General features: G+C 64.0%; 22 protein-coding genes and 1 pseudogene. 10 read left to right on the plus strand and 13 right to left on the minus strand.

What is annotated here, in order from left to right; genetic code table 11:
• Positions 1-33: 33 nt before the first annotated feature.
• The 5 genes from QMX97_RS03760 to QMX97_RS03780 form a co-directional block, all read right to left on the minus strand.
• Complete coding sequence (locus QMX97_RS03760) at positions 34-291, minus strand: hypothetical protein (protein ID WP_213553743.1); 258 nt, start codon at positions 289-291, stop codon at positions 34-36.
• Complete coding sequence (locus QMX97_RS03765; RefSeq protein ID WP_282396070.1) at positions 292-822, minus strand: GNAT family N-acetyltransferase; 531 nt, start codon at positions 820-822, stop codon at positions 292-294.
• Between the two features lie 89 nt (positions 823-911).
• Positions 912-2330 (minus strand): efflux transporter outer membrane subunit, encoded by a 1419-nt coding sequence (locus QMX97_RS03770; RefSeq protein ID WP_282396071.1) that lies wholly within the window; start codon positions 2328-2330, stop codon positions 912-914.
• The gene (locus QMX97_RS03775) at positions 2327-3895 is read right to left on the minus strand and encodes a DHA2 family efflux MFS transporter permease subunit (protein WP_282396072.1); all 1569 of its coding nucleotides are present in this window, start codon (positions 3893-3895) and stop codon (positions 2327-2329) included. Before QMX97_RS03775 ends, QMX97_RS03770 begins: the two co-directional genes overlap by 4 nt.
• Positions 3888-4997 (minus strand): HlyD family secretion protein, encoded by a 1110-nt coding sequence (locus tag QMX97_RS03780; protein ID WP_262133524.1) that lies wholly within the window; start codon positions 4995-4997, stop codon positions 3888-3890. Before QMX97_RS03780 ends, QMX97_RS03775 begins: the two co-directional genes overlap by 8 nt.
• Positions 4998-5097: 100 nt before the next feature.
• Between QMX97_RS03780 and QMX97_RS03785 the strand changes: the two genes are divergently transcribed.
• From QMX97_RS03785 to QMX97_RS03815, 7 genes and pseudogenes are all read left to right on the plus strand, one after another.
• A complete protein-coding gene (locus tag QMX97_RS03785) occupies positions 5098-5808 on the plus strand; it encodes a CerR family C-terminal domain-containing protein (RefSeq protein WP_282396073.1) in 711 nt (236 codons plus the stop codon).
• Positions 5807-5914, plus strand: a pseudogene (locus tag QMX97_RS03790) (DUF1993 domain-containing protein); the annotation flags it as partial. The gene QMX97_RS03785 and the pseudogene QMX97_RS03790, both read left to right, overlap by 2 nt.
• Positions 5915-6086: 172 nt before the next feature.
• The gene (locus tag QMX97_RS03795; RefSeq protein ID WP_282396075.1) at positions 6087-6251 is read left to right on the plus strand and encodes a hypothetical protein; all 165 of its coding nucleotides are present in this window, start codon (positions 6087-6089) and stop codon (positions 6249-6251) included.
• A 268-nt stretch (positions 6252-6519) separates the two neighbouring features.
• Positions 6520-7464, plus strand: coding sequence for an alpha/beta hydrolase (locus QMX97_RS03800; RefSeq protein ID WP_065908273.1), 945 nt, complete (start codon positions 6520-6522; stop codon positions 7462-7464).
• Positions 7465-7534: 70 nt separating this feature from the next.
• Entirely contained in the window at positions 7535-8143 is a 609-nt protein-coding gene (locus QMX97_RS03805; RefSeq protein WP_065908275.1) for a LysE family translocator, read from the plus strand.
• Positions 8144-8509: 366 nt separating this feature from the next.
• Positions 8510-9493 (plus strand): GlxA family transcriptional regulator, encoded by a 984-nt coding sequence (locus QMX97_RS03810; protein ID WP_282396168.1) that lies wholly within the window; start codon positions 8510-8512, stop codon positions 9491-9493.
• Positions 9494-9544: 51 nt separating this feature from the next.
• The gene (locus QMX97_RS03815) at positions 9545-10465 is read left to right on the plus strand and encodes an ADP-ribosylglycohydrolase family protein (RefSeq protein ID WP_282396080.1); all 921 of its coding nucleotides are present in this window, start codon (positions 9545-9547) and stop codon (positions 10463-10465) included.
• On the opposite strand, the gene QMX97_RS03820 is transcribed toward QMX97_RS03815, so the two are convergent.
• The 5 genes from QMX97_RS03820 to QMX97_RS03840 form a co-directional block, all read right to left on the minus strand.
• Positions 10462-11706: an FAD-dependent oxidoreductase gene (locus tag QMX97_RS03820; protein WP_282396081.1), complete on the minus strand. Its 1245-nt coding sequence runs from the start codon at positions 11704-11706 to the stop codon at positions 10462-10464. The two genes, QMX97_RS03815 and QMX97_RS03820, sit on opposite strands and share 4 nt — an antisense overlap.
• 3 nt (positions 11707-11709) lie before the next feature.
• The gene (locus QMX97_RS03825; protein WP_282396082.1) at positions 11710-13281 is read right to left on the minus strand and encodes an aldehyde dehydrogenase (NADP(+)); all 1572 of its coding nucleotides are present in this window, start codon (positions 13279-13281) and stop codon (positions 11710-11712) included.
• A gap of 61 nt (positions 13282-13342) precedes the next feature.
• Entirely contained in the window at positions 13343-14290 is a 948-nt protein-coding gene (locus tag QMX97_RS03830; protein ID WP_065908289.1) for a dihydrodipicolinate synthase family protein, read from the minus strand.
• A 40-nt stretch (positions 14291-14330) separates the two neighbouring features.
• Positions 14331-15257 (minus strand): 4-hydroxyproline epimerase, encoded by a 927-nt coding sequence (locus tag QMX97_RS03835; RefSeq protein ID WP_282396083.1) that lies wholly within the window; start codon positions 15255-15257, stop codon positions 14331-14333.
• Between the two features lie 12 nt (positions 15258-15269).
• Complete coding sequence (locus QMX97_RS03840) at positions 15270-16895, minus strand: APC family permease (RefSeq protein ID WP_282396084.1); 1626 nt, start codon at positions 16893-16895, stop codon at positions 15270-15272.
• A gap of 187 nt (positions 16896-17082) precedes the next feature.
• Here QMX97_RS03840 and QMX97_RS03845 point away from each other — a divergent pair, with 187 nt between their 5' ends.
• Together QMX97_RS03845 and treS are read left to right on the plus strand one after the other, a co-directional pair.
• Complete coding sequence (locus QMX97_RS03845; RefSeq protein ID WP_282396085.1) at positions 17083-17862, plus strand: AraC family transcriptional regulator; 780 nt, start codon at positions 17083-17085, stop codon at positions 17860-17862.
• A gap of 85 nt (positions 17863-17947) precedes the next feature.
• Entirely contained in the window at positions 17948-20014 is a 2067-nt protein-coding gene (gene treS / locus QMX97_RS03850; protein WP_282396086.1) for a maltose alpha-D-glucosyltransferase, read from the plus strand.
• Here the strand turns inward: treS and QMX97_RS03855 are convergent.
• Positions 20011-20910 (minus strand): LysR family transcriptional regulator, encoded by a 900-nt coding sequence (locus QMX97_RS03855; protein ID WP_282396087.1) that lies wholly within the window; start codon positions 20908-20910, stop codon positions 20011-20013. The genes treS and QMX97_RS03855 overlap by 4 nt on opposite strands.
• 95 nt (positions 20911-21005) lie before the next feature.
• On the opposite strand from QMX97_RS03855, the gene QMX97_RS03860 reads away from it, so the two are divergent.
• Entirely contained in the window at positions 21006-21683 is a 678-nt protein-coding gene (locus tag QMX97_RS03860; protein ID WP_282396088.1) for a nitroreductase, read from the plus strand.
• Between the two features lie 55 nt (positions 21684-21738).
• Here QMX97_RS03860 and QMX97_RS03865 read toward each other — a convergent pair whose 3' ends face one another.
• Together QMX97_RS03865 and QMX97_RS03870 are read right to left on the minus strand one after the other, a co-directional pair.
• Positions 21739-22941 carry a dipeptidase gene (locus QMX97_RS03865; RefSeq protein ID WP_120448707.1) on the minus strand — a complete coding sequence of 401 codons (1203 nt, stop codon included), beginning with the start codon at positions 22939-22941 and terminating at the stop codon, positions 21739-21741.
• 2 nt (positions 22942-22943) lie between these two features.
• Positions 22944-25232: a TonB-dependent receptor gene (locus tag QMX97_RS03870; RefSeq protein ID WP_282396089.1), complete on the minus strand. Its 2289-nt coding sequence runs from the start codon at positions 25230-25232 to the stop codon at positions 22944-22946.
• Between the last annotated feature and the right edge of the window lie 7 nt (positions 25233-25239).

A 25239-nucleotide genomic window follows, 5' to 3' on the forward strand; every position in this document is an offset into this window, starting at 1 on the left:
TGAGTAGATCGCCCAGCACCAATGCCCAATCCATCAAGCCGGTCCCTCGCTCCTGAGAATACGCTGTTCCTTCACCTCCGCGGCGTACCCGCCAATTTTCGCCTGCTGAGCCGCGAGTAAAGCGCTGATCTTCATCAGCGCCACCGCTTCGTGTGGGGTTTTCGCGTTGGCCGCCATGGCCGTCAATTCGACCACGGACCAGCCTATGACCGCTGCCGCATCTTCCAGGTCGTAGAACAGTTCCTGCTGTGCCGTCCTGGGGCCATCGAGGCCTTGTATCAAGTCTTTCATCTACGACTCCGATGACGTGAGTTCAAGCGCCATGACCACCATGCCGATTTCTGCCAGGTCGGTGCTGAAGGGAATTTCTGCGACCTGCTGGAAACCCGACGCGGCGTAAAAGCGACGGGCATTGGCATTGCTCTTGAGGACATCCAGCCAGAGCAAGCGTTCTCCACGTTGCAATGCCCATTGGCGAATGAACTGCAGGAGTTGCTTGCCATACCCGCGCCCTGCGGCGCTGGTGAGGAAGTAGATTTTTTGCAGTTCGGCGCCGGGTTCACCGGTCACGGGGGCAGGGGTGGACCGGTTGACCTTGGCAAAGCCTACGAGGTGGCCGCTGTCATCGGCGGCGATAAACCAGGCGTGCTGGTCGGGCTGGGCGAGTGAGCGGCTGAGCGCGCTGGTTGAGAAGTCCTGGTCGAGAAAAGCCTGCAAGCCGGCGGGCGACCAGATGGCCGAGAAGTGTTGCCGGTAGGTTTCGCAGCCGACTTCGCGCAAGGCGTCGAGGTCGGCCTGGGTCGCTTGCCGAATGGTGAGCATGTTCTTCCCTGAGTGGCGCGTCGGCGCGCTTTATTGCGCTGCCGAGTCGCCAGTGTGTCTCAGGCAGCAAGGGCGTGTAAACGCCGTCGTCACAGGCTCCATCCCAGTCCCAGGGCCTTGTGCAGCGAGGCAAAGTCCTTGAGTAATTCGGCATCGCCGGAAATCCGGCTCTCCTGCGCCTGGTAGCGCGTGCGCTCCGCATCCAGCCAATCCAGGGTGCTCGCGGTGCCCGCACGATAACGTTGGCGCGTCAGGTCCGCCGCGCGTACCGCTGAAGATTCGACGTTGCGCAACAGCACCACGTTCTGGCGTTGATGCCCGTAGCGCGCCAGGGCGACGTCGGCATCGCGCAGTGCACTCAAGACCACGCTCTTGTACTGCGCGAGCGCTTCATCGCGACCGGCTTCGGCGCCTTTGACGCTCGCGGCGACGCGGCCGAAATCCAGCACGTTCCAGGTCAGGCGCGGCAGGATCAACCAGGTGCCGTTGTCCTTGCGGGCGAGGTGGCCGGGGTCGCCGGCTGAGAAGGACAGGTCGCCCATCAGGCTGAGCTTGGGGAACCAGTCGGCGGTTTTCTCGCCGATCTGCGCGTTGCTGGAGGCCAGTTTGCGTTCGGCGACGCGGATGTCCGGGCGGGCTTTCAAGAGGGCGGCGGGATCGGCCACGGGTACTTGGGCGGGAATGGAAGGCAGTGCCTGCGGTGTGGCGAGGCGCTCATCCAATTCGCCTGGCTCCAGGCCGCACAGCAGGCTCAACTGGTCCTGGGATTCGACGATGGCGGCTTGCAAGGGCAAGCGCTGGGCCTGGGTATTTTCCGCCTGGGTGAGCACTTGTTCGAGTTGCAGCTGGGAGGCCACGCCTCGGTTGCGGCGTTGTTGAGTGAGGTCCAGGGCCTGGTTTTCGATGTCGACACTCGCCTCTACCAGCGCCAGGCGCGCCTGTTGGTCGCGCAGGTCGGTGTAGGCCTGCACGATTTCGGCGGCCAGTTGCACCTGGGCATCCGCCAGTTGTGCCTGTGCGGCGTCGGCTTCGGCCTGTGCGGCTTCGACGGCGCGGCGAGTGCCACCGAACAGGTCGGTTTCCCAACTGGCATCGAAGCCGGCGAGGTACAGGCTCAGCGGGCCGCGCCCACCGCCACCACCGCCCAGCGCCGAGGTATCAGGCGAGCGCAGTTTGAGCATCGCCGCATCGCCCGTGACCTTGGGCATCGCCTGTGCACGCGCACCGCTGAGGCTGGCGCGCGATTGGCGCAGTCGGGCCCGGGCGGTGGCGATGTCCGGGCTGTTTTGCAGGGCCTGGCTGATCAGCGCGTTGAGCTGCGGATCGCCCAGCCCCTGCCACCACTGCGCGACGGCAGGCGCGTGTGGCACGTCGCTGTCGGCATGCGGCAAGCGTGCGGCGGCGAGGGTTTTCGGCGCAACGTCGGGGGCGCCGTGGTAATCCGGGCCCACGGTGCAGGCGGACAGCAGCCCGACGGTCAGGAGGAGGGGAAACGAGCGAGCAATCATCGTTGTACCGTGCGCTTTTTCAGAATGAAGATCAGGGGCAGGCACGCCAGCATCGCCAGGCCCAGTAGGTAAAACGCGTCGTTGTAGGCCATCACCGAGGCTTGCCGTGCGATGTCGCTGGCCAGTTGGGTCAGCGCCTGCAAATGCGCGGTGGACGGGTCGCCGGTTTGCGCCAGATAGCTGGCGGCGTTGCTCGCCATGTGGTCCTGGGTCAATTGGCTGTTGGCAAGGATGCCTTCGCGCAGCCGGTCGTCGTGGAAGTGGCTGCGTCGGTCCATCAGCACGCCCAACAGCGCCAGGCCGATGGTGCCGCCGAGGTTGCGCGACATGTTGTAGAGCCCGGCCGCGTCGCCGGCATCCTGGGTCTCGACCGAACGCATCGACAGCTGACTGAGCGGCATCATCACCAGGATCTGCCCGAAACCGCGCAGCAGCTGTGACCAGACAAAATCATGCCCGACGCTGTCGGCGGTGAGCTGGGTATCGACAAAACAGCTGGCCCAATACAGCAACAGGCCGATACCGACCATCCAGCGCAGATCATAGCGGCCAAGCATCCTCGGCAGGATCGGCATCAGCAGGAACGCCGGGATACCGGACAGCAGCATGATCGCGCCGGATTGCTGGGCGTTATAGCCGGAGAGAATGCCGAGGAACTGCGGGACCAGATACGCCGTGCCATACAGGCCGGCGCCAACTGCCGTGCCGATCAGCAGCACGCTGCCGAAGCTTTTGTTGAGCACCAGTCGCAGGCGCAGGATCGGCGTACTCGAACGAAATTGCCCGACGGCGATCAGGAAAAAACCGACCAGCGTGGCGATGCTCAACCAGGTGATCAGCAGCGAGTCGAACCAGTGCTCGCGTTGGCCTTCTTCCAGCACCACCGTGAGCGAACTCAGGCCCATGGCCAGGCCGAGAATGCCCAGCCAGTCGGCGCTGATGAAACGTTGCAGGTTCATGCGCTCAGTGGGCAGGCCGGTGATCAACAAGGTGATCAACGCGATGCTGATGGGCAGGTTGAGAAAGAAGCACCAGCGCCAGTTGATGTTTTCGGTCAGCCAACCGCCAATCACCGGGCCGAGCAGGGGCCCGAGGATCACCGTCATGCCGAACATCGTGGTGCCGATCGCCAATTGATGCGGGGGCAGGCGGGTGCGCACGATGGTCTGGGCGGTGGGGATCATCGCACCACCGGCGAACCCCTGGCCGATGCGCCCGGCGATCATCGCGCCGAGGCTGGAAGACAGGCCGCAGAACATCGAAAACAGCGTGAACATCAGCGCCGTGCCGATCAGGAACCGGCGCAGGCCGAAGACCCGGGTCAGCCACGCGGCGAGGGGAATCATGACGATTTCCGACATCAGGTAGCCGGTAGCAATCCACGTGCCTTCGGTGCCGGTGGCGCCGATCTGGCCCTGGATCTGCGGCAACGCCGAGTTGGTGATCGAGACGTCCAGGGTGGCAAGCAGCGCGCCAAGCGCCCCGGCGGCGACGGCGATCCAGTCGGTCAGCGAAGCGTTGCGCGGTGTCTCGGCGGCCACCCCGGCCATGAGTGCCTCAGCCATGGTTGGCGTCCGCGCCGTGGGTGCGGGTGTCCACGTCCACGGTGGCCGACAGGCCGGGCATCAAGGCGGCGCGAATGTCGTCAGGCACATCGAGGGAAATCCTCACCGGCACACGCTGGACGATCTTGGTGAAGTTGCCGGTGGCATTCGACGGCGGCAGCAACGCGAACTGCGCGCCAGTGCCGGGGGAGAGGCTGTCGATATGGCCCTGCAGGTCATGGCCGGGCAGGGCGTCCACGTGCACGCTCACGCGCTGGCCAGGGTGCATCGCGCCGATCTGGGTTTCCTTGTAGTTGGCCGTCAGGTAGATCGCGCTGACCGGTACCACCGTCAACAGGCGCGTGCCGGGCTGCACGTATTGACCGACACGCACACCGCGATCGGCGATGCGGCCATCCAGCGGGCTGCGAATCACCGCGTCATCCACATCCAGCTGGCTCTGCGCCTCACTGGCCTTGGCCACGCCGAGTTGCGCCTGGGCCTGCTTGAGCTGGGCCTGCAGCGTGCCATAGCGGGTCTGGCTGGAACGCAAGGCGGCCTGCTTGGCTGCCACCGTGCTGCGCGCCTGCGCCAATTGGTTGTTGAGCTGCGCCAGGCGTTCTTCCGGTTCGGCACCCGAGCGGGCCAGCGGTGCATAGCGGGCGACTTCGGTCTGCGCATGCTGGGCATCGGCCTGCGCCCCCTGCAATTGCGCGCGGGCTTCGGCGATGGTTGAATCCTGCTGCACCAGGTCGGCCTGGGCCTTGGCGAAATCGGCTTCGCGCGCGGCAATCGTTGCCGAGGCCTCGTCGCTGACGGCCTGGTATTTACGTGCATCCAGGCGCACGAGAATGTCGCCTCGCTTGACGTCCTGGTTATCGCTGACCAGCACCTCGGCGACGTAGCCGTTGATTTTCGGCGCCACGCTGATGCTGTCGGCCTGCAGGTAGGCGTCGTCGGTGGTCTCGATGAAGCGCCCGGTGATCCACCACCAGGCGGCCCATGACACACCGACCAGCACGGCCACGGTCGCCAGTGTCAGCAGGATCCGCCGGGCCTTGCCGCGTTGGGTGGTGACGCTGTCTTCAGGCATGACCTGAGGGGAGGGAGGTGCGGCGGACATCGGGTCACTCCAGAATTTATATCAGGTGGAATAAATTCCTTTTTTCGCGAATTTTTGTCAACTGGTATATTTTGCTTCGGGTATTCGAAGGGAGCAGCACATGGCACGACATAAACCGGCCGCCGAGGGTGGCTATCAGCGCGGTGAAGAAACCCGCGCGCGCATCGTCGAGGCGGCGGTCGTGATCTTTGGCGAGCGTGGCTACGACGGTGCGTCTACCCGCGACATCGCCACCGCGGCCGGCGTCAACGCGCCGGCGATCCAGTATTACTTCGACGGCAAGGAAGGCGTGTACCTGGCGTGCGTCGAGCACTTGATCACCTTGCTCTGGCGCAAGATGAGCGAAACCGTCGAGGCCGCTGAACAGGCGCTTGCGGATGAAAATACCGCTGATGCGGCCTTGATCGAGGTGTCACTGGGCATCCTCGGCGCGGTGGTCTCGACCATTCAGGACAGCCCCCAGACCAGCGCATGGCGGGCGTTCCTCGACCGCCACCAGGCCGGGTTATGCCCGGCAAGTGCAACCACGGCGTTCGACGAGCGCTTCAAGGCACGCATCGCCCGGGTGATCCGGCTGCTTATCGCGCGCCTGGCCGGGTTTGCGCTGGAGGATGAACGCACAGTCATTCATTCGATGGCGCTGTTTACCCAGGGCCTGGCGTTCCGGGTGCAGAAGCCCAAGCTGCTTGAGGCATTGAAGTGGACCGAGGTCAACGTCAAAGAGATGGAACTGGTCAGGGACGTGGTGCTGATGCAGGCACGGTTTACGCTGGAGGGGTTGGTTCGGCACCGGGACCTGCGCGCTGAATGAGTACGCGGTCGACTGGGCAACGCCGCCGTTCTACGTTCACCTGATGACGGCGTTGGGCAAGGCGGATTACGTGCCGCCTATGTTTGCCTTTCTGCGCAAGGGCTAGCCTCGACGGATGTTTGCTGTCACGGTCACAGAGCCCAAGCTATTGAAAAACAATGGGTTGTATCGCCATGCATACAAACCTTACCCACGTGTTACACGATAGTCATGACGCACTTCATTTTGCACGGTCATAGCCTGCGAGAAGTTAATCTCGTCAAGCAAGAGAGTGCAGAATGAAGTTGAGTTACGTAACCAAGGCGGCAGTTGTTGTCGCGCTGTTGTCGACCCTGTCGGGCTGCTGGATGTTCATGCCACCGGGAGGCGGCGGTGGTGGCGGTCATGGCGGTGGCCATGGTCAAGGCGGCGGCCCGGGTGGGCCAGGTGGCGGTCCGCGCTGACCGATAGGCACTGAGACAGGCAAGTCATGCACCATGACTTGCCTGTTTTTTTGCCCGCGATAAATCACAGGCAAAGAAAAGCCCGTGATGGGGGCACGGGCTAAAGGGATGTTCATTAGGAGCTGGATTGACCATAGACGCTCGTCTGTGAAAGGTTCGTGAAAGACAACAAGTATTTCACTGTGGGCGTTCATCATCCGTTCAGCGCGGATTCAAGCACGCTGGGCAACTATAGCGTTGAGCCATTTCTGCTGGTGGAGACGCGTAGATGCTAGTGATCGTTGCCTTGCTGGCCCTCGTGGGGCTCGGGGTGTGGTTGACCTACCCACGGGTGGGCAATCTGCTGTTTGTGCTGATTGCACAGGTGCAGGCGCGGCGCGCGCGCTTGAAGGGCGTGGTGGTGCCTATCAAGGGCATGACGCTGGCGACCTGGCAGGGCGGTGAGCGCCAGTCGCCGGCGCTGCTGCTGATCCACGGCTTCAGCGCGGACAAGGGCGTGTGGCTGGATTTCGCGCGGTATTTTACCGACGACTACCGCTTGATCATTCCGGACCTCGCTGGCCACGGCAGCAACGCCTTTGTGCCAGGCGGCGACTACAGCATCGCGGCCCAGGCGCGGCGGATGGTGGCATTGCTCGACGCGTGCCAGGTCGCGCAGGTGCACGTGATCGGCAGTTCGATGGGCGCCTACATCGCCAGTTGGCTGGCTGCGCAGTATCCGGAACGGGTGCTGTCCATGGTGCTGATCGGCGCAGCCGGCGTGCAATTGCCGCAGCCCAATGAAGTGGAAGAGCTGGTCAATGCCGGCGACAACCCTTTCCTGATTCACACGCGGGCGCAGTTTGATCGGTTCTTCGCCATGACCATGGCGTCGCCGCCGTGGATTCCCGAGGTGCTGCTGGCGGCCGAGGCGGCGGTGTATATCAAGCGCCGTGCTGAGCTTGCAGAAATTTTCGCAGACTTCGAAGGCAGCCCCCGCATGGAGCCGTGGCTACCCGAGGTGCGCGTGCCCAGCTTGATTCTGTGGGGCCGCGAAGACCGCATGGTGCCTGTCGCCAGTGCGCAGACCTGGCTCGCCGGCCTTGCGCAGGCGCAACTGCAGATCATCGACGGCGTGGGGCACTTGCCGATGGTCGAATGTCCCGAGCTGGCCGCGCAGTATTGCCGGGACTTTCTCGGCGGCGCCAAAGTGTACAGCTCGATCCGCTCCTAGCTGTACGGGGCGGAGGCGCGCGGATGGCTTTACTGTCGCAGGCCTGCCACCCCCGTTTGGATGCCGCGTCATGGTCATGTCTACCAGCCTGCTGTCAGCTTTTGTGTTGTTTGCCTTCGTATCCTCGATCACCCCCGGTCCGAACAACACCATGTTGCTTGCCTCCGGGGTGAACTTCGGGTTTCGCCGCTCGATTCCCCATGCGCTGGGCATCAGCATCGGCTTCATGCTGCTGGTGATTGCGGTGGGCCTGGGCCTGGGTGAGGTGTTCAAGGTCTTTCCGTGGGCCTACACGGTGTTGCGCTACGTGGGCGCGACGTACCTGCTGTACTTGGCGTGGAAAATCGCCACGGCAGGCGGCATGTCCGACAGCAACGATGAACGCGGCAAGCCCATGACCTTCCTCGGCGCGGCGGCTTTCCAGTGGGTCAACCCCAAGGCCTGGATCATGGCGCTCGGCGCCATCACCACCTATACGCCGGCCGAGGGCTATGTCACCAACGTGCTGGTGATTGCCCTGGTGTTCGCCATCGTCAACCTGCCCAGCGTATGCGTGTGGGTCGGGTGTGGCACTGGCTTGCGCAATGTGCTGCGTGAGCCGCGCTGGGTGCGGCTCTTCAACGGCGTGATGGCGGGGCTGCTGGTGCTGTCGTTGTACCCGATGCTGTTTGCCGGTTGAGATAGCCGCTGCCGCGATTGAGGCTGGATCAGACCGGCGAGATGGTTGCCAGCAGGCCGATGCCGATGGTCAATACCAAAAAGCCGAACAGGAAAAGTGCCATCTTGGTCATAAGGCCTCCGAAGGGAAGGGAGTGGGGATGGCGCTATTGTCCGCCCAGGCGGCTTTTCGATACAGATGCAGATAACAAAGAAAAAACCGTATCAGATGCGTGTGCCGCCGTTCTGCCACGGGCTTTGATCGAGCTCGCTTTTCTCAAGATCAGCGCGTGAGACAGCCACCGCATTTGCCCCTAAGATGGCGCCCACTGCATCAACAATAAACGTGGGCCAACCCTCGATGGAAAGACGCCAATTCAGCGGTGGCATGCAAGGCAAGAACCTGCGCTACCTCAACGAAACCTCGCAGCAGCCGGTGCCGCTCACCCGCGTCGGCTTTTTGCTGCTCGAACACTTTTCGCTGCCGGCCTTCACCCAGACCCTCGACACCTTCGTCACCGCCAACCTGCTGCGGCCTGAACTGTTCGCCACGCGCACCTTTGCTTGCGCGGAGGACGAAGTGATCAGCGACCTCGGGCTGGTCATTCGTCCTGATGCACGCCTGGGCTCGTCAGTGCTGCAGGATCTGGAGCTGCTGGTGATCTGCGGCGGCTTTCGCACCGAACTCAAGGCCGGCGAAGACTTCATCCACCTGCTGCGCAGCGCTGCCGAGCAGGGCGTGAAACTCGCCGGGCTGTGGAACGGCGCGTGGTTCCTCGGGCGTGCGGGCCTGTTGCAAGGCTATCGCTGCGCCATCCACCCCGAACATCGGCCGGCCCTCGCCGAAGTGTCCAAGGCCACCCACGTCACCAGCGAACCCTACGTGATCGACCGCGACCGCCTGACCGCCTCCAGCCCCTCCGGCGCCTTCCACATGGCCCTGGACTGGATCAAGGCCCTGCATGGCAAGGCCCTGGTCGAAGGCATCGAAGACATCCTGGCCTTCGAAGAGTCGCGCTACCGGCGCATCAAGCCGACCGAAAATGTCAGCGTCAGCGCCCCCCTGCGTGAGGTGGTGAAACTGATGGACGCCAACCTCGAGGAACCGCTGGAACTCGACCAGCTCGCGGTCTACGCCGGGCGCTCGCGACGCCAGCTCGAGCGCCTGTTCAAGGAGCAACTGGGCACCACGCCGCAGCGCTACTACATGGAACTGCGCGTGACCGAAGCGCGGCGCTTGCTCCAGCACACCGAGTTGTCACAGGTGGAAGTGCTGGTGGCCTGCGGCTTTGTCTCGCCGAGCCATTTCAGCAAGTGCTACAGCGCGTATTTCGGATATCGCCCCTCGAAGGAGAAGCGGTTGGTCAAGTAGCATGGGCGCGGTAGACAAAAATCCGCACGAATGCTCAGTCAAGGAGAGCTAATGACCATCACGCTTATCGATCGATATCGCGGCAGCTTGCTGGGGCTGGCGTGTGGTGACGCCGTGGGCACGACAGTCGAATTCATGCCGCGCGGCACGTTTGCGCCGGTCACCGATATGGTCGGCGGCGGGCCTTTCCAGCTCAAGCCGGGACAGTGGACCGACGACACCTCCATGGCGCTCTGCCTGGCCGAGAGCCTCCTGCGCAAGAACGGCTTTGACGCGGCGGACCAGATGGCCCGGTACCTGAACTGGTGGACGTGGGGCTACTTGAGTTCGACGGGTGATTGTTTCGATATCGGCATGACCGTGCGTGAGGCGCTGTCGGCGTTCCAACAGCACGGCGACCCGTTTGCCGGATCGACCGCGCCGTTTTCGGCCGGCAATGGTTCGATGATGCGCCTGGCGCCAGTGGTGCTGTTTTACTTTCCAGACCTTCAGCGTATCGAGGACTTTTCCCGCCAAAGCTCGCGGACCACACACGGCGCCCAGGAAGCGATCGAATGTTGCGTGGTGCTCGCGCGGGCCATCGCCGGGGCGTTAGGCGGTGCCGCCAAAGAGCAATGGCTGACGATCCCAAGTACCGGGCTGCAGGCGCCCAAAGTGCTGGCGATTGCCCAAGGCGGCTACCGCGAAAAGACCCGCGAGCAAATCACCGGCTCCGGCTACGCAGTGGCGTCGCTGGAAGCCGCGCTCTGGTGCGTCCTCAACACGGACAGCTTCGCCGAGGCGGTGTTGGCGGCCGCCAACCTGGGGGATGACGCCGACACCACGGCGGCCATCGTCGGCCAACTGGCCGGCGCCCACTATGGTGTGCAAGGAATTCCGGCCGGCTGGCTGGAAAAATTGTGCATGCGTGACGACATCGAGGAAATGGCGGAGGCACTGTTGAAGGCCTCCACCGACAACCCGGCGGCTTAAAACCTGTCCAGTCGATAGGGTGCCAAGCCCGACTGCAACTGATCGCCGCTTGCCAGCCGGCCAACCATCTCCGCCGTCACCGCCGCCTGCGTCAACCCCAGGTGCTGGTGACCAAACGCCAGCAGCACCTTGCCGTCACACACTCGATCAATCACCGGCAGCGAATCCGGCAGCGACGGTCGAAAACCCATCCAGGGCGTTGCACCTTCCTGGCTCAGGTCCTGACGAAACAGGCCTTTGCTCAGTCGATGCAGCTGCCAGGCGCGCTGCATGTTGGCCGGGCGCTCCAGCCCGGCGAATTCCACTGTGCCGGCCAGGCGCAGGCCGCCCGTCATGGGCGTCATGATGAATTTACGCTCCAGGGAGGTCACCGCGAAAGGCAGGCGCTGATGCTCATGCGGCAGCATCAGGTGATAGCCGCGCTCGGTGTCCAGCGGCACGGTTTTGCCCGTCAGTGCCGCAGTGAGCCTGGCCGAGTGGGCGCCACAGGCGATCAGCACCTGGCGCGCGGCCAATGGCCCTTGATCGGTGCTCAGCGTAACGCCTTGATCATCTGTGCGGCCGTCCAGCACCTGGCGCTGGAGAAACTGCACACCCGCAGCTTTCGCCGCCTCGACCAGCTCGCAGACCACCTGATAGGGATCGAGAAAGTGCCCGGTACTCGGAAAAAACAGCCCGCCCAGGATGGCATCGCTCAATTGCGGCGCCGCCTGGCGGATTGCATCGCCGGTCCAGAAAGTCACCGGCACCTGCTGCTGGCGCATGCGCTCCTGCACTGCCTCCAGTGCCGCGCGCGACTCCGGGCGTTCGAATACCAGCAGCGAGCCGTCTTCGCGCAGCAGTTGCGCGCGGTCGATGCTGTGCAGCAAGCGTTGCCACGCGGCCAGGCTGGCTTCGTTCAACGCGCGGATGCCCGCCACCGTACGCCGGTAGTGGGCCGGGCGCAGGTTCAGCAGCAGGCGGATAAACCAGGGCAGGGCACGTGGCAGGTATTTCCAGTCCAGGCGCAGCGGGCCCATCGGGTCCATCAGCATGCCGGGCAAGCGCTTGAGGATCGACGCGTCGGCAATCGGAAACACCTGCTCGGTGGCCAAGTGGCCGGCGTTGCCATAAGAGGCGCCCATGCCGGGCGCCTGCGAGTCGATCACCACCACCTGGCGCCCTTGGCGCGCCAGCTGCAACGCGCAGGCGACCCCGATAATGCCGGCGCCGACCACGGCGATCTCTGTACGCTCTGGCATTGTTCAGGCCTCCCGTTGGCCATCGAGCAGGCGGCGCAGCAGCAACGGGTTGCCCTGTTGCAGCGCCGTCGGCAGCAAGGCGTCGGGGAAGTCCTGATAGCACACCGGCCGCAGGAAACGCAGGATCGCCGCCGTGCCCACGGACGTGCTGCGGGCATCCGAGGTGGCCGGGAATGGCCCGCCATGCACCATGGCATCAGACACTTCCACGCCGGTCGGCCAGCCATTGACCAGCAGGCGCCCGGCCTTGCGCTCCAGCACTGGCAGCAGCGCCTTGGCGTTTGCCAGGTCGGCTTCATCCATCTGAAGCGTGGCGGTGAGCTGGCCTTCGAGCTGTTCGGACACGTGGCGCACTTCTTCATTGTCAGCGCACGCCACGATCAGCGACGCCGCGCCGAACACTTCGGCCTGCAGGTGTTCATTGGCCAGGAAGGCGCTGGCTTCGGTCACGAACAGGTGCGCCTGGCCCTGGTTGGGACCGTGCGCCGGCACGCCGCGGGCCACCACCTTGGCGTGCTGGCTCAAGGCACCGACCCCGGCTTGGAAGGCATTGAAAATACCCGGTGTGAGCATGGTCTGTGCCGCGCTGCGCGACAGCAGGTCTGCCGCCTGTTGGATGAACCGATCCAGGGTCGGGCCCCGAACCGCAATCACCAATCCAGGGTTGGTGCAGAACTGTCCGGCACCCTGGGTCAGCGACGCCACGAACCCCTGGGCCAGGGCGGCGCTGCGTGCTTCGAGCGCCGCTGCAAACAGGTACACCGGGTTGATCGAACTCATTTCCGCATACACCGGGATCGGCTCCGGCCGCGCCTGTGCCGCCTGGGTCAGCGCGATGCCGCCGCTGCGCGAACCGGTAAAGCCGACGGCCTTGATGCGCGGATCGGTCACCAGTGCGATGCCCACTTCGCGGCCCGAACCGTAAAGCAGGGAAAACACTCCCTCGGGCAAGCCACAATCGCTGACCGCCTTGGCCACCGCGCGGCCAACCAGCTCGCTGGTGCCGGGATGCGCCGCGTGGGCTTTGACGATCACCGGGCAACCGGCTGCCAGTGCCGATGCGGTGTCACCGCCAGCCACGGAAAAGGCCAGGGGGAAATTGCTCGCGCCAAACACCGCCACCGGGCCCAGCGCCACGTGGCGTTGGCGCAAATCCGCACGCGGCAGCGGCTGGCGTTGCGGCTGCGCGGTGTCGACGCGCACGTCCAGCCATTCACCGGCGCGCACGGTCCGTGCAAAGGTGCGCAGCTGCGCGCAGGTGCGGCCACGCTCACCCTGGATCCGTGGCACCGGCAAGCCGGTTTCGGCCGCCGCGCGCTCAATCAACGCATCGCCCAAGGCTTCGATGTTCTCGGCAATGGTTTCGAGAAACTGCGCGCGCTGCGCCAATGAAGTCTCGCGGTAGCGATCAAAGGCGGCCCACGCTAGTGCGCACGCCTGCTCGACATGCTCGCCGCTGCCACCGGCGTAGGCCGGCTCCAAGGGCGCGTCGGTGGCGGGATTGATGGCCCGGATCACATCGCGCGTACCGCCAAGGAGTTGCTGGCCGATCAGCATTTTGCCCGTCAGAGTCATGGGGTTTTCCTGGAAAAAAGAGAGGATGGCCGCCGTGAGCACCACGGCGGCGCGTCACGCATCAGTCGCGGTTCTGCTCGGCCGACCAGTCGGCGTACCACTGGCGGAACAGCGCGTACTGGGCCTCGGCATAGCGCCGCTGGGCTTCGCTGAGCACATCGCTCGGGTTGAAATGCAAGGCGTAGCCCTGGTCACCGTTGAGCACCATCAGGTGCTTGTAATACAGCACCAGGTCGCAGCCTTCGTCGAAGGACGACAGCACCGCCAGCGCAGCTTCCAGCTCGCGCGCCAGGCGGCGGGCCTTGGCATCGCCCTTGGCCGCTTGCTTGCTCAGCGCCACCAGGTGCAGCACTTCGCGCGGCAGGGCGTTGCCGATGCCGGTGATCGCGCCGGTGGCGTTGCAGTTGACGAAACCGTGCACCACCTGGGTATCGACGCCGACCATCAGGGTCACGCTGTCGTCCTGGGAGGTGATGTGTTCTGCCGCGTAGCGCAAGTCGGCGCCGCCGCCGAACTCCTTGAAGCCGATCAGGTTCGGGTGTTCGCGGCGCAGTTCGAAGAACAGCTCGGCACGGGTGGCGAAGCCGTAGTAAGGACTGTTGTAGATCACTGCCGGCAGATTGGGCGCGGCCTTGAGGATCGCCGAGAAGTGCGCCTTTTGCGCGGTGGCGGAGGCACCACGCGAAAGCACGCGCGGGATCACCATCAAGCCATGGGCACCGACCTTCGCCGCGTGGGCAGCATGGGCCACGGCCTCACGGCTGTTGACCGCACCGGTGCCGACGATGGTCGGCACCCCGGCGGCCACCAGACGCGCGACGCCTTCCTGGCGCTCGGCTTCGGTCAGCAGCGGCCAGTCACCCATGGAGCCGCAATAGACTACGGCGCTCATGCCGATATCGATCAACTCGCGGCCCTTGGCAACCAGGGCGTCGAAGTCAGGCGTGCGCGCGGCGGTGCACGGGGTCATCAGGGCAGGGATGCAGCCGGTGAAGATGTTGTCGCTCATTGGGTTAACTCCTAACCACGTTCAATCAAAAGGGATGGGCTCAAATGCCCCAGGCAAAAGGGTCCTGCGCGTCGATCAGCAAGGTGCTGTCGGCGGTGATGTAGGCGCGGCCGGTGATGAACGGGCGCACTCGCTCGCCGTCCCATTCATAGCGGCCTTCGAATTGGCTGCCGGTGATGCTGGCTTGTACCCAGATTTCGCCGGGCGCGAGCTTGGCGTCTGCGGCCAGGCACGCCAGCTTGGCGCTGGTGCCAGTGCCGCACGGGGAGCGGTCGTAGGCTTTACCGGGGCACATCACGAAATTGCGGCTGTCGGCCTCGGCGTCGTCGGCGAACAATTCGATATGGTCGATCGGCGCGCCATCCGCACCCTGGATGCCCTGGGTTTCCAGGGCCTTGAGCATCGCCCAGGTGTAATCGGTGAGGGCGTCGACGTTGTCCATCTGCAGGCGTTGGCCATGCTCGGACACCAGGAAAAACCAGTTGCCGCCCCAGGCGATATCGCCCAGCACTACACCATGGCCCGGCACGTCCACGGCGACCTGGCGGCGATGGCGGTAGGCGGGCACATTGCGCAGTGTCACCGCGCCGTCGGTGTGCAGCGTCGCGGCCACCGGGCCAACGGGGGTGTCCACGGTGTGCACGCCCGGCGTGATCCGGCCCAGATGGTGCAGGGACGCGATCAGGCCAATCGTGCCGTGACCGCACATGCCCAGGTAGCCGGCATTATTGAAGAAGATCACCCCGCAGGTGGCACCCGGTGTAACGGGCGCGCAATACAGCGCACCGACCAGCACGTCGTTGCCGCGCGGCTCCAGGATGCAGGCGCGGCGCCATTGGTCATGCTCGCTGCGCAGGTGCTCCAGTTGGTCGGCAATGGTGGCGCCGCTCAGGGCGGGGAAACCGCTCATCACCAGGCGCGTTGGTTCGCCGCCGGTGTGGGAGTCGATCACATGCAGTCGCTTCATAAAACGCTCCAATCAGTGGGTAGCCGGTGCCAGCGGTGCGTGGGACGGGGACTCGTCGACGGCTTCGCTTTCATCCGCTTCGTGTTCCAGGCGCACCAGGTGGGCCGGCACGCCAGTGGCGGCGCCCCAGTAGTAGATGCCGAGGGCGCAGACCGCGACGACGACGGTGTCGAACGGATGACTGAGCACGCCGATGCCGCCGAAACTGCCGAGCTTGGACAGCAGGATGGTCACTGCGTAGAAACCGATCAGCCACGCCGACGAGCGCACTTGTTGCTTGAGGTTCAGGTGCGCGGTCGGCACCCAGCGGGCGCACAGCAGGTACACCACGAACATCAGGATCTGCAGGCCAAGCAGCCACGAAACGGTGCTCCAGCCCGACCAGTACACGATCAGTGCGGCGACGATGAACGACAGCGGGCCGAGCACTGCCATGCCCTTGACCCGGAACGGCCGCGCCATGCTTGGTGCATTGCGACGCAGCGCGGCGACGGTCACCGGGGCCACGGCATAGCTGAGGATCAGCGCGGCGGACACCACGTTGATCAACGCTTCCCAGGACGGGAACGGCAGGGTCCAGAACACTGACAGGGCAAAGGTCAGCCACAGCGCCGGGCGCGGGATACCGGATTTCTCATCGATGCGCGTGAAAATCTTGAAGAACGTGCCGGTCTGCGCCCAGCCGTACACCACGCGCGGCGTGGCGTTCATGTAGATGTTGCCGCAGCCGCTGGGCGAAATCACCGCGTCGGCCACCACCAGGTAGGCCAGCCAACCCACACCCAGTGCGAGGGCGATATCGCGATACGGCAGCGCCAGTTCCTTGCTGATCCCGGCCCAGCCATTGGCGAGCATTTCGGTGGGTACGCCGCCGAGAAACGCGGTCTGCAGCAGCACATAGATGGCAGTCGACAACAGCACCGAGAGGATCAGCGCAATCGGAATCGTGCGTTGCGGGTTCTTCACTTCACTGGCCACCGAAATGATCGGCGTCAGCCCCAGGTAGGCAAAAATCACGCCGCCGGCCGACACCGCCATCTCGATGCCCGAGAGGCCGAACGGTGCAAAGCCGTGCACCTGGAAATTCTCCGGCTTGAAGAAGGTGAACAACACGCCGATCACCAGCAACGGCACGATGAACTTGAACACGCTCACCAGGTTGTTGGCGATGGCGAAGGTCTTCACGCTGCGGTAGTTGAGCACGAAGAACAGGCACAGCAGGGCGAATTGCACCAGCCAGCCGAGGGTGGTCGGGTCACTGGAGCCGGTCTTGGTCAGCTCGGGAAACCACGCGGCGGCGTATTGGCGCGAGGCGACCACTTCAATGGCGACCAGGCTGGAAAACGCGATCAACGTGATAAAGCCCATCAGGTAGCCCAGCAACGGGCCGTGGGAGTACACCGGGTAACGCACCACGCCGCCGGCGCGGGGCAATGCCGCGCCCAGTTCGCAGTAGACGATGCCCAGCAGCAGCACCGCGAAACCACCGATCAACCAGGAGAAAATCCCGGCTGGACCGGCGATTGCCGAGACGTGGCTGGCCGCGAACAACCAGCCGGAACCAAAGATCGCACCCAACCCGATAAAGGTGAGGTCCATCAACGAAAGTTGCTTTTTGAACTTGCCTTGACCTGACATAGCGTCGCCTTCTTGTGAGTTATTGGATAGGCATGCAGTGGCGCTATCGTGAACGCATCGGCAGGGCGCCGATTGATGTTTTGCGCAAGCGCGAATGACGAATTCAGCACAGTTTTCCGCGCTCGACAGCGCCCCGGGCATGCGGCAATCTGCTCGGCGTCCGCGTCAGAAAGTGGGGAGAGAGACCATGCTGCACAGCGCATTTGCGACCCTTTGCCAAGGGAGCGAGGCCAGCCGCCCGCACAGCATCGAGCAGCTATTGGCCGGCGTCGCCCAACTGCTGCCGATGCTGGATGTGATCCCCAACGCCGCGATCTTCATCAAAGACATGGACGCCCGTTACCTCCTCGCCAACCGCACCCTGGTGCAACGCTGCGGCCTCAAGCACCTGCAGCCGCTGCTGGGCAAGACCAGCGCCGAGGTGTTCCCCGCGCAGTTGGGGCCGGGCTACACCGAGCAGGATCGGCGCGTGCTGCAAGAAGGCTTTGTGCTCGAAGACCAGCTTGAACTGCACCTCTACGGCACCCGCGAACCGGGCTGGTGCCTGACCCACAAATGGCCGCTGTACAACCACACAGGCCAAATCATCGGCCTGGCTGGCCTCTCGGTCGACCTGCAATCGGCCAGCGAAACCCACCCGGCCTACCAGCGCCTGGCAGCGGTGGACGAGCACATCCGCGCGCACTTCAACCGCCGCGTGACCCTCGGTGAACTGACGCGGATCGCCGGTATTTCCGTGGCCCAGCTGGAGCGTTACTGCAAGCGCGTGTTCCACCTCACCCCCCGGCAGATGATCCAGAAAATGCGCCTGGAACACGCCCACCGGCTGTTGCACTCGGACATGCCGATTACCGAGGTGGCGCTGCAATGTGGCTACACCGACCACAGTGCGTTCACCCGCCAGTTCAAGGCGTCGACGGGATTTACGCCGAGGCAGTATCGGCAGGCGACCGGCGGAGCGGATTAGCCCCCGAACATCGCAATGCAACGAATGGCCCGCGTACGCCTCATATGTCTACGAGTAATGTTTCACGACGACAGGTACCAAGCTTATGACGGCGGCTGAAAACAACCATGTGAACTGGCTGGTAGAACAATCGATGCTGCATGCGGCTCGCCAGCGCGCCAAGCTCTATTCGGGGCAGGGCCGGTTGTGGCAGCAGCCGTACGCGCAGACCCGGCCGCGTGATGCGTCGGCGTTGTCGTCGGTGTGGTTTACCGCCTACCCGGCGTCGATCGTGACCCGCGAGGGCGGTACGGTGCTGGAGGCGCTGGGGGACGAGAGCCTGTGGCATGCGCTGTCGAAAATCGGCATCCAGGGCATTCATAACGGCCCGCTGAAGAAATCCGGCGGCCTGACCGGCAGCACGCACACGCCGACCATCGACGGCAATTTCGACCGCATCAGCTTCGAGATCGACCCGCAGCTGGGCACCGAGGCGCAGTTGCAGGCGTTGACGCGCATGGCCGCGGCGCACAATGCGGTGATCATCGACGATGTGATTCCGTCCCACACCGGCAAGGGCGCGGACTTCCGCCTGGCCGAGATGGCCTACGAGGATTATCCCGGCCTGTACCACATGGTCGAGATCCGCGAGGAAGACTGGCCGTTGCTGCCCGACGTGGCCGAAGGACGCGATGCGCAGAACCTCAGCCCTGCGCAGGTGGATGCGCTGCGTGACAAGCACTACATCGTCGGCCAGTTGCAGCGGGTGATCTTCTTCGAGCCGGGTGTGAAAGAGACCGACTGGAGTGCTACCCAGGTGGTGATCGGCGTGGATGGCAAGCCGCGTCGCTGGGTGTACCTGCATTACTTCAAGGAAGGCCAGCCATCGCTGAACTGGCTCGACCCGACCTTCGCCGCCCAGCAGATGATCATTGGCGATGCCTTGCACGCCATCGACGTGATGGGCGCGAAAATCCTGCGCCTGGATGCCAACGGCTTCCTCGGGGTGGAGCGCAAGCTCGATGGCACGGCCTGGTCGGAAAGCCATCCGCTGTCGATCACCGGCAACCAGCTGCTTGGCGGCGCGATTCGCAAGGCGGGCGGCTTCAGCTTCCAGGAATTGAACCTCACCGTGGATGACATCGCATCGATGTCCCATGGCGGCGCCGACCTGTCCTATGACTTCATCACCCGTCCCGCGTATCAGCATGCGCTGTTGATGGGCGATGCCGAATTCCTGCGCCTGATGCTGCGCGAAATGCATCGCCAGGGCATCGACCCGGGCTCGCTGATCCACGCGCTGCAAAACCACGATGAACTGACTCTCGAGCTGGTGCACTTCTGGACCCTGCACGCCCACGACACCTTCCTTTACCAGGGCCAGACCTTCCCCGGCAACATTCTGCGCGAGCACATCCGCGAGCAGATGTACGAGCGCCTGGCCGGCGAGCATGCGCCCTACAACCTCAAGTTCGTCACCAATGGGGTGTCCTGTACCACCGCCAGCATCATCACGGCGGCGTTGGGCATTCGTGACCTGGAGGCGATTACCCCGGCGGATATCCAGCAGATTCGCCAGATCCATTTGCTGTTGGTGATGTACAACGCCATGCAGCCGGGAGTATTTGCCTTGTCGGGTTGGGACCTGGTGGGTGCGCTGCCCTTGTCTGCCGATGAGGTGGCGCACTTGATGCAGGACGGCGACACGCGCTGGATTCATCGCGGCGCCTATGACCTGGTAGACCTGAACCCTGAAGCCGAACTGTCCGCCGGGCAGATGCCGCGCGCGAAAAGCCTTTACGGCAGCCTGAACAGCCAGTTGCAGGACCCTGAGTCATTCGCCTCGCAACTGCAGAAAATCCTCGCCGTACGCCGCGCCTACGACATCGCGGCGAGCCGCCAGATCCTGGTGCCGGACGTGCAGCATCCAGGCCTGCTGGTGATGGTCCACGACTTGCCGGCGGGTAAAGGCACGCAGATTACCGCGCTGAACTTCGGCGCCACGCCGATCACCGAAACCCTGCACCTGCCCGACATCGCGGCCGGGATGGTGGTGGACATCATCAACGAGCGTGTGGAGGGCGATCTCACTGCCGAAGGCGAGTTCACCATCACCCTGGATGCGTATGAGGGGCTGGCGTTACGGGTGGTCAGCAGTTCGCCGATGCTCTAGGGCCCGAATGCCGCCATCGCTTCATCAATGAAATGCCGCAGCTTGGCGGTGCGCTGGCGGTCGGCGGGGTAAATCAGGCTCATGGGCTTGGAGGGCCCTTCAAAGTTGGGCAGCACCCGCACCAGTTGGCCGCTGGCGAGTGCCGGGGCCAACAGGTCGAGTGCTGCCATCATCACGCCAAAGCCGGCAATCGCCGCCTTGAGCTGCGCGTCGGCGCTGTTGACCCGCAACCGGCTGCCGACCTGCACCGGGTAGGCTTTGCCGTGGCGGGTGAACGTCCATTCCTTGTCCATCACGCGGTCGGTGAACACATACCCCAGGCAGGCATGGTCGGCCAGTTCGTTCGGCTGTGTGGGGGTGCCGTGTGCCTGCAGATAGGCCGGTGACGCGCATACCAGCAGTTGGTAGGGGCGCAATGGCCGTACCACCAGGCTGGTGCTGTCGGCTACGCCGGGATCGCCGATGCGAAATGCCGCCTCGATGCCCTCGGCAATCAGGTCGACGTAGCGGTCGGTCAGGTCGAGGTCGATCTCGACGCGCGGATGCTGCGCCAGGAAGTGGTTGATCACCGGCATCAGGCTCTGCGCGCCAAAGTTCTGCGGCGCGCTGATCTTCAGCGCGCCCATCGGCTGGGCATGCGACTCCAGCGCCAGCGCATCCGCGGCTTCGACATCCGCCAGCACGCGCACGCAGCGCGTGTAGTAGGCGCGACCGAACTCGGTGAGTTGCTGGCGCCGAGTCGTGCGGTTGAGCAAGCGCACTTGCAGGTGCTGTTCCAGGTGATCGATGTAGCGCGCGATCATCTGGGGTGACAACCCCAGCGTGCTGGCGGCGCCCGCGAAGGAGCCGGCATCGGTAGCCGTGACGAAGACGTGCATGGCGCGAAATTTATCCATCATTCATCACTTTCAGTTGTTAATGTGTCAATTAGTGGTCTGTTTATCTTGATCAGGGTGGCGAATAGGCTAGCACCTTTTCCAGGAGACCTCCGATGAACCCGCCAGAAATCTTCCAGCACATTGCCCGCAGTCGTCGTGTAACGCGGCAGTTTTTATCGACGCCGTTGACCGAGCAACAGATCAATCGCGTGCTGCTCGACGCCCAGCACAGCCCGTCCAACTGCAACACGCAGCCGTGGCACGTGCACATCGTCAGTGGCCATACCCGTGACCGTCTCTCGGCCGCATTGCTCGACGCCGACAACCGCCAGCACTTCACCGCCGATTTCGAGTTCGACATCGACGCCTATACCGGCGTGTTCGCCCAACGTGCGCAAGACAGTGGTCGCGCCCGCTATGAGGCGATTGATATCGGCCGTGATGACCACGCCGCGCGCCTGGCCTGCCTGCGCCACAACTTGACGTTCTTTGATGCTCCCCACGTGGCCTTCTTGTTCATGCCGCACATCGGCGATCACGTGCGTTCGGCCGGCGATATCGGCATGTATGCGCAGACCTTCCTGCTGTCGTTGCAGGCGCGCGGGCTAGGCGGAATTCCGCAGACCTTGTTGGGGATGTATGCCGATACGGTGAGGGAGGTGTTGGGGGTGAGTGAGGACTTGAAGCTAATGTTCGGCATTTCATTCGGCTATGCCGATGCGCATTCTGCCTCCAATTTTGTCGAGGTGGGGCGCGCCGCGTTGGAGGACAGCGTGGTGAGGCATCACTGAGCCCCGCCCGTGAACGGCTGGAGCGCGCTCGCCAGCGCTCCAGCACGTCGCGCCTTCAGGGTTGCGCGCGCGCCTGCGCCGCCTGCAACACCCGCAGCAGATTCCCGCTCCAGATATTCGCCACCTGCTGCTCGTTGTAACCGGCATCCAGCAAGCGCTGGGTTACCACGGGCAATTGGCTGACGTCTTCCAATCCGCTCACGCCACCGCCGCCATCCCAGTCCGCACCGATACCGACATGATCCGGGCCGGCCACTTCCAGCAGGTGCAGCAGGTGCTGCATGAAGACATCGAGGTCGGCCTTGGGCTGGGCAAAGCGCTGGTTGATCGTGTCGCGTTCCTGGTAGAGGTCCTTGATTTGTTCCGGGCTGAGGGCGGCGAGGTTGTGAAAGCGTGCGCCGAGCGCGGCCATGGCTTTGTTGCGCTCCGGGTTGGGTGTCAGCGGGATCAGGTAGTCGCTGTAGGCGTTGACCTGAATAACCCCACCTTTTGCCGCCAGTTGGCGCACGCGGGCGTCGTCGAGGTTGCGCGGGTGCGGGTTGACCGCGCGGCTGCTGGAGTGCGAGGCGATGATCGGCGCGCTGGACAACGCGAGCATCTGGTCGAACACCGCATCACTGGCATGCGACACATCCAGCAGGATGCCCAGGCGGTTGGCCCTTTGCACCAAATCACGGCCCTTGGGGCTCAGGCCTTTCCATTCGGGCAGTGCGGTGGCGGAATCGGCCAGGTCGTTGTTCATGAAATGCACCAGGCCGAGCATGCGCAAACCCTGGCGATAGTAGGTGTTGAGCAACGCGGGGTCGGAGCTGAGCGGGTCGGCGTTTTCCATACTGATGAAGACCACGCGCTTGCCCTCGGCGGCGATGCGGCGGGCGTCGTCGGCGGTGAGGGCCAGGGCGAAGCTGTCGGGATTGCGGTCGATCACATCGCGAATGCGGGTCAGGGTTGCCAGCCCATAGGCGCTGGCATACGCACGACCTTCCTCGGTGCGCGGGCCCTGGGGCGTGTACACCGCGAAGAAACCACCGTCCAGGCCACCTTCGCGCATGCGCGGCAAGTCGACCTGGCTGCCATCCTGGCGGTAGTCATGGCGTTCGAGAATGTTCCAGCCGGGGCGGGTCAGGGTCAGGGGGGTATCCAGGTGGCTGTCGAGTACCAGCAGGCGTTGGTGCAGGGCCAGGGTCGCGGGGCTGACCACGGTGTCGGCGTTGGCCAACAACGGCAGCAAGGCGAGCAGCAGCAGGCGCTTGTTCATGTTCAGAACTCCATGCTCAGGGTGCTTTGGAAGGTGCGCGGCGAGCCCGGGCGGAAGACCGCGGGGCCGCTGGTGCTGGTGAGGATGTAGCCCAGGTAGTCCTTGTCGAACAGGTTGTCGACGTTGAAGCGCACCTTCACATTTTTCAGCGGCCCGTAATGCAGGCGCTCGCCACCCAGGTCCAGGTAGGCGTTGTAGAGGGTGTAGCCGGGTACCGATTCGCTGTTGGTGAAGTTGCTGTAGCGCTCGCCGATATAACGCGCCGAGAAATTCAGCACTGCCCACGGCGCCAACTCATAGGTGACGCCGGCCTGGGCCAGCCAACGCGGGCTGTCGGGTACCTCGTTGTGCTTGATCGAAAGGCCGCCGGCGTCGTTCTGGAACGTCGAGGTGTTGTAGGTCAGGTTGCCGTTGAGCACGACTTTGTCAGCCAGGTACGGCAGCTTCCATTGCCCGCTCAGTTCACTGCCGTAGGCCTGCACCTTGCCGACGTTCTGGTAGTAGGTTTCGACCTGGCTGCTGCCGGGGACCGGCGAGGCGAAGGCTTGCAGGCGGTTGTCGAAGTCGGTGCGGTACAGCGCCCACGCAGCGTTGAAGCTCGGGCGATTGATGCGGTAGCCGACTTCATAGTTCTTCGCGCGTTCGGCTTCCGGCGGTGGTGCGCTGGGGCTGGCGGCGCGGAAGATATCGTCGGCACCGCGCGGCAGCGCCATGTTTTCCGAGTAGGAGGCGAACACCTGGGTGTCGTCGGTCAGGTTGTAGACCAACCCGGCCTGGGGCAGGAACGCGTCGTTCCACTGGGTCGCGATACGCGGCTGGCGGTTGTTGATGTAGTCGCCGGCATTGCGGTAACCCTCGATGCGGTATTTCAGGTGCAGGCTCTTGAACCCGTACTGCAGGCGCAGGCGATCATCGAGCAGTGTCCAGGTGTCCTTGAGGTGGTACTGCAGCGAGTCGCGAGTGGAACTGAAATCGCCTTGCAGGTGCACCGGCTCATTGAACAACGGTTCGCCGGCCGGGCTGCCGTCGGTGAGGTTGTAGCGCGCCTGCTGACGGTTGAACACATCGGTCTCGGCCCACACGCCGGTGTCGATCTGGTGCTGGCCGACCTCCCATTGCAGGCCGGTGCGGCCGCCAAATCGATGGCCGCTGAGGGACGACAACCCGTATTGCACGCCGCGAGGTGCGAACAGGCCATCGACGTTACCTTCGGCGTTGTGCAGCGCCAGGGAAGTGGCGTAGGCCTCGGGGGATACGCCAAAGCCTTTCTTGGCCTCGTAGTACAGCGTGGTGTAGTTGAGCAGGTCGGGGCGAATCTCGAACTGGCCGCCGAGGCTGTACAAGGTGTCGCGCCGCTGGTTGACCGCCTGCTTGTAGAACTGGTTGTAGTTGGTGTTGCTGTAGCGCACGCCGGGCACGGTCTCGGGCAAGTCGGGCAGGCTGCCGAGATAGGCGAAGTAACGGCCCGAGCGGCCGAACGGGTCGTTGGCGCTGCCGTCGTACTGGGCGATGCTCACGTACGGCGAGTCATAGTCGTAGAACGCGTTGTGCACCGCGCGCAGCCATACCTCATCACGATCACCGAAGCGGTAGCGCACCTTGGCTTCCAGGTGCTCGCGGTCAATGGTGCCGGGACCGCGCCACAGGTCACCGTCGATTTTAGAGCGGCTGAAATACGCCGACAGGCCCTGGTACTCACCGCTTTGCAGCTTGACGAAACTGCGCCGCAGGCTGTCGCTGCCCAGGGTGTAGGAGAGGCTTGCGCCGGGCTCGACCGTGGGGTTGCTGGTCTGGTAATCCACATACGGGCCCAGGGACGCGTAGCCCGATTGCGAGACATCGCCGGCGCCGGTGGAGGCGGTAACCCGCTCGGTGTTTTCGTTGTCGACGTAGCGATAGATCGGGCTGCCGCCAAACTGGTCGGTGCGCCCCAACGGCACACCGTCGATGGAAAAACCGATCTGCTGCAGGTTGAACGCGCGCACGAACACCGAGTTGCCGAACTCATACAAGCCCAGCGCATCGTTGACCTGCACATTGAAACCGGGCAGCGCCTCGAGCATTTTCAGGCCCGAGGTACCGGCCGGTGCCGACAGCAACGCCTGGTGTGAAATGGTCAGGGTATTGCTGATCTTGTCTTCGCCGATGGCGGCGCTGGCCTCGGTCACGCGCGCGCCGACCACCTCGACTTTGCTCAGTTGCGGTTCGGTGGAACTGGCGGCCTGCGCCGCCCAACTGGAATCGGCCAGCAACAGGCTGGCGAGCAGGGTTTTACGGTACTGAGCAATCATTGTCTGT

This window comes from Pseudomonas sp. PS01298 (genome assembly GCF_029959745.1).
Classification (GTDB): Bacteria; Pseudomonadota; Gammaproteobacteria; order Pseudomonadales; family Pseudomonadaceae; genus Aquipseudomonas; species Aquipseudomonas aylmerensis.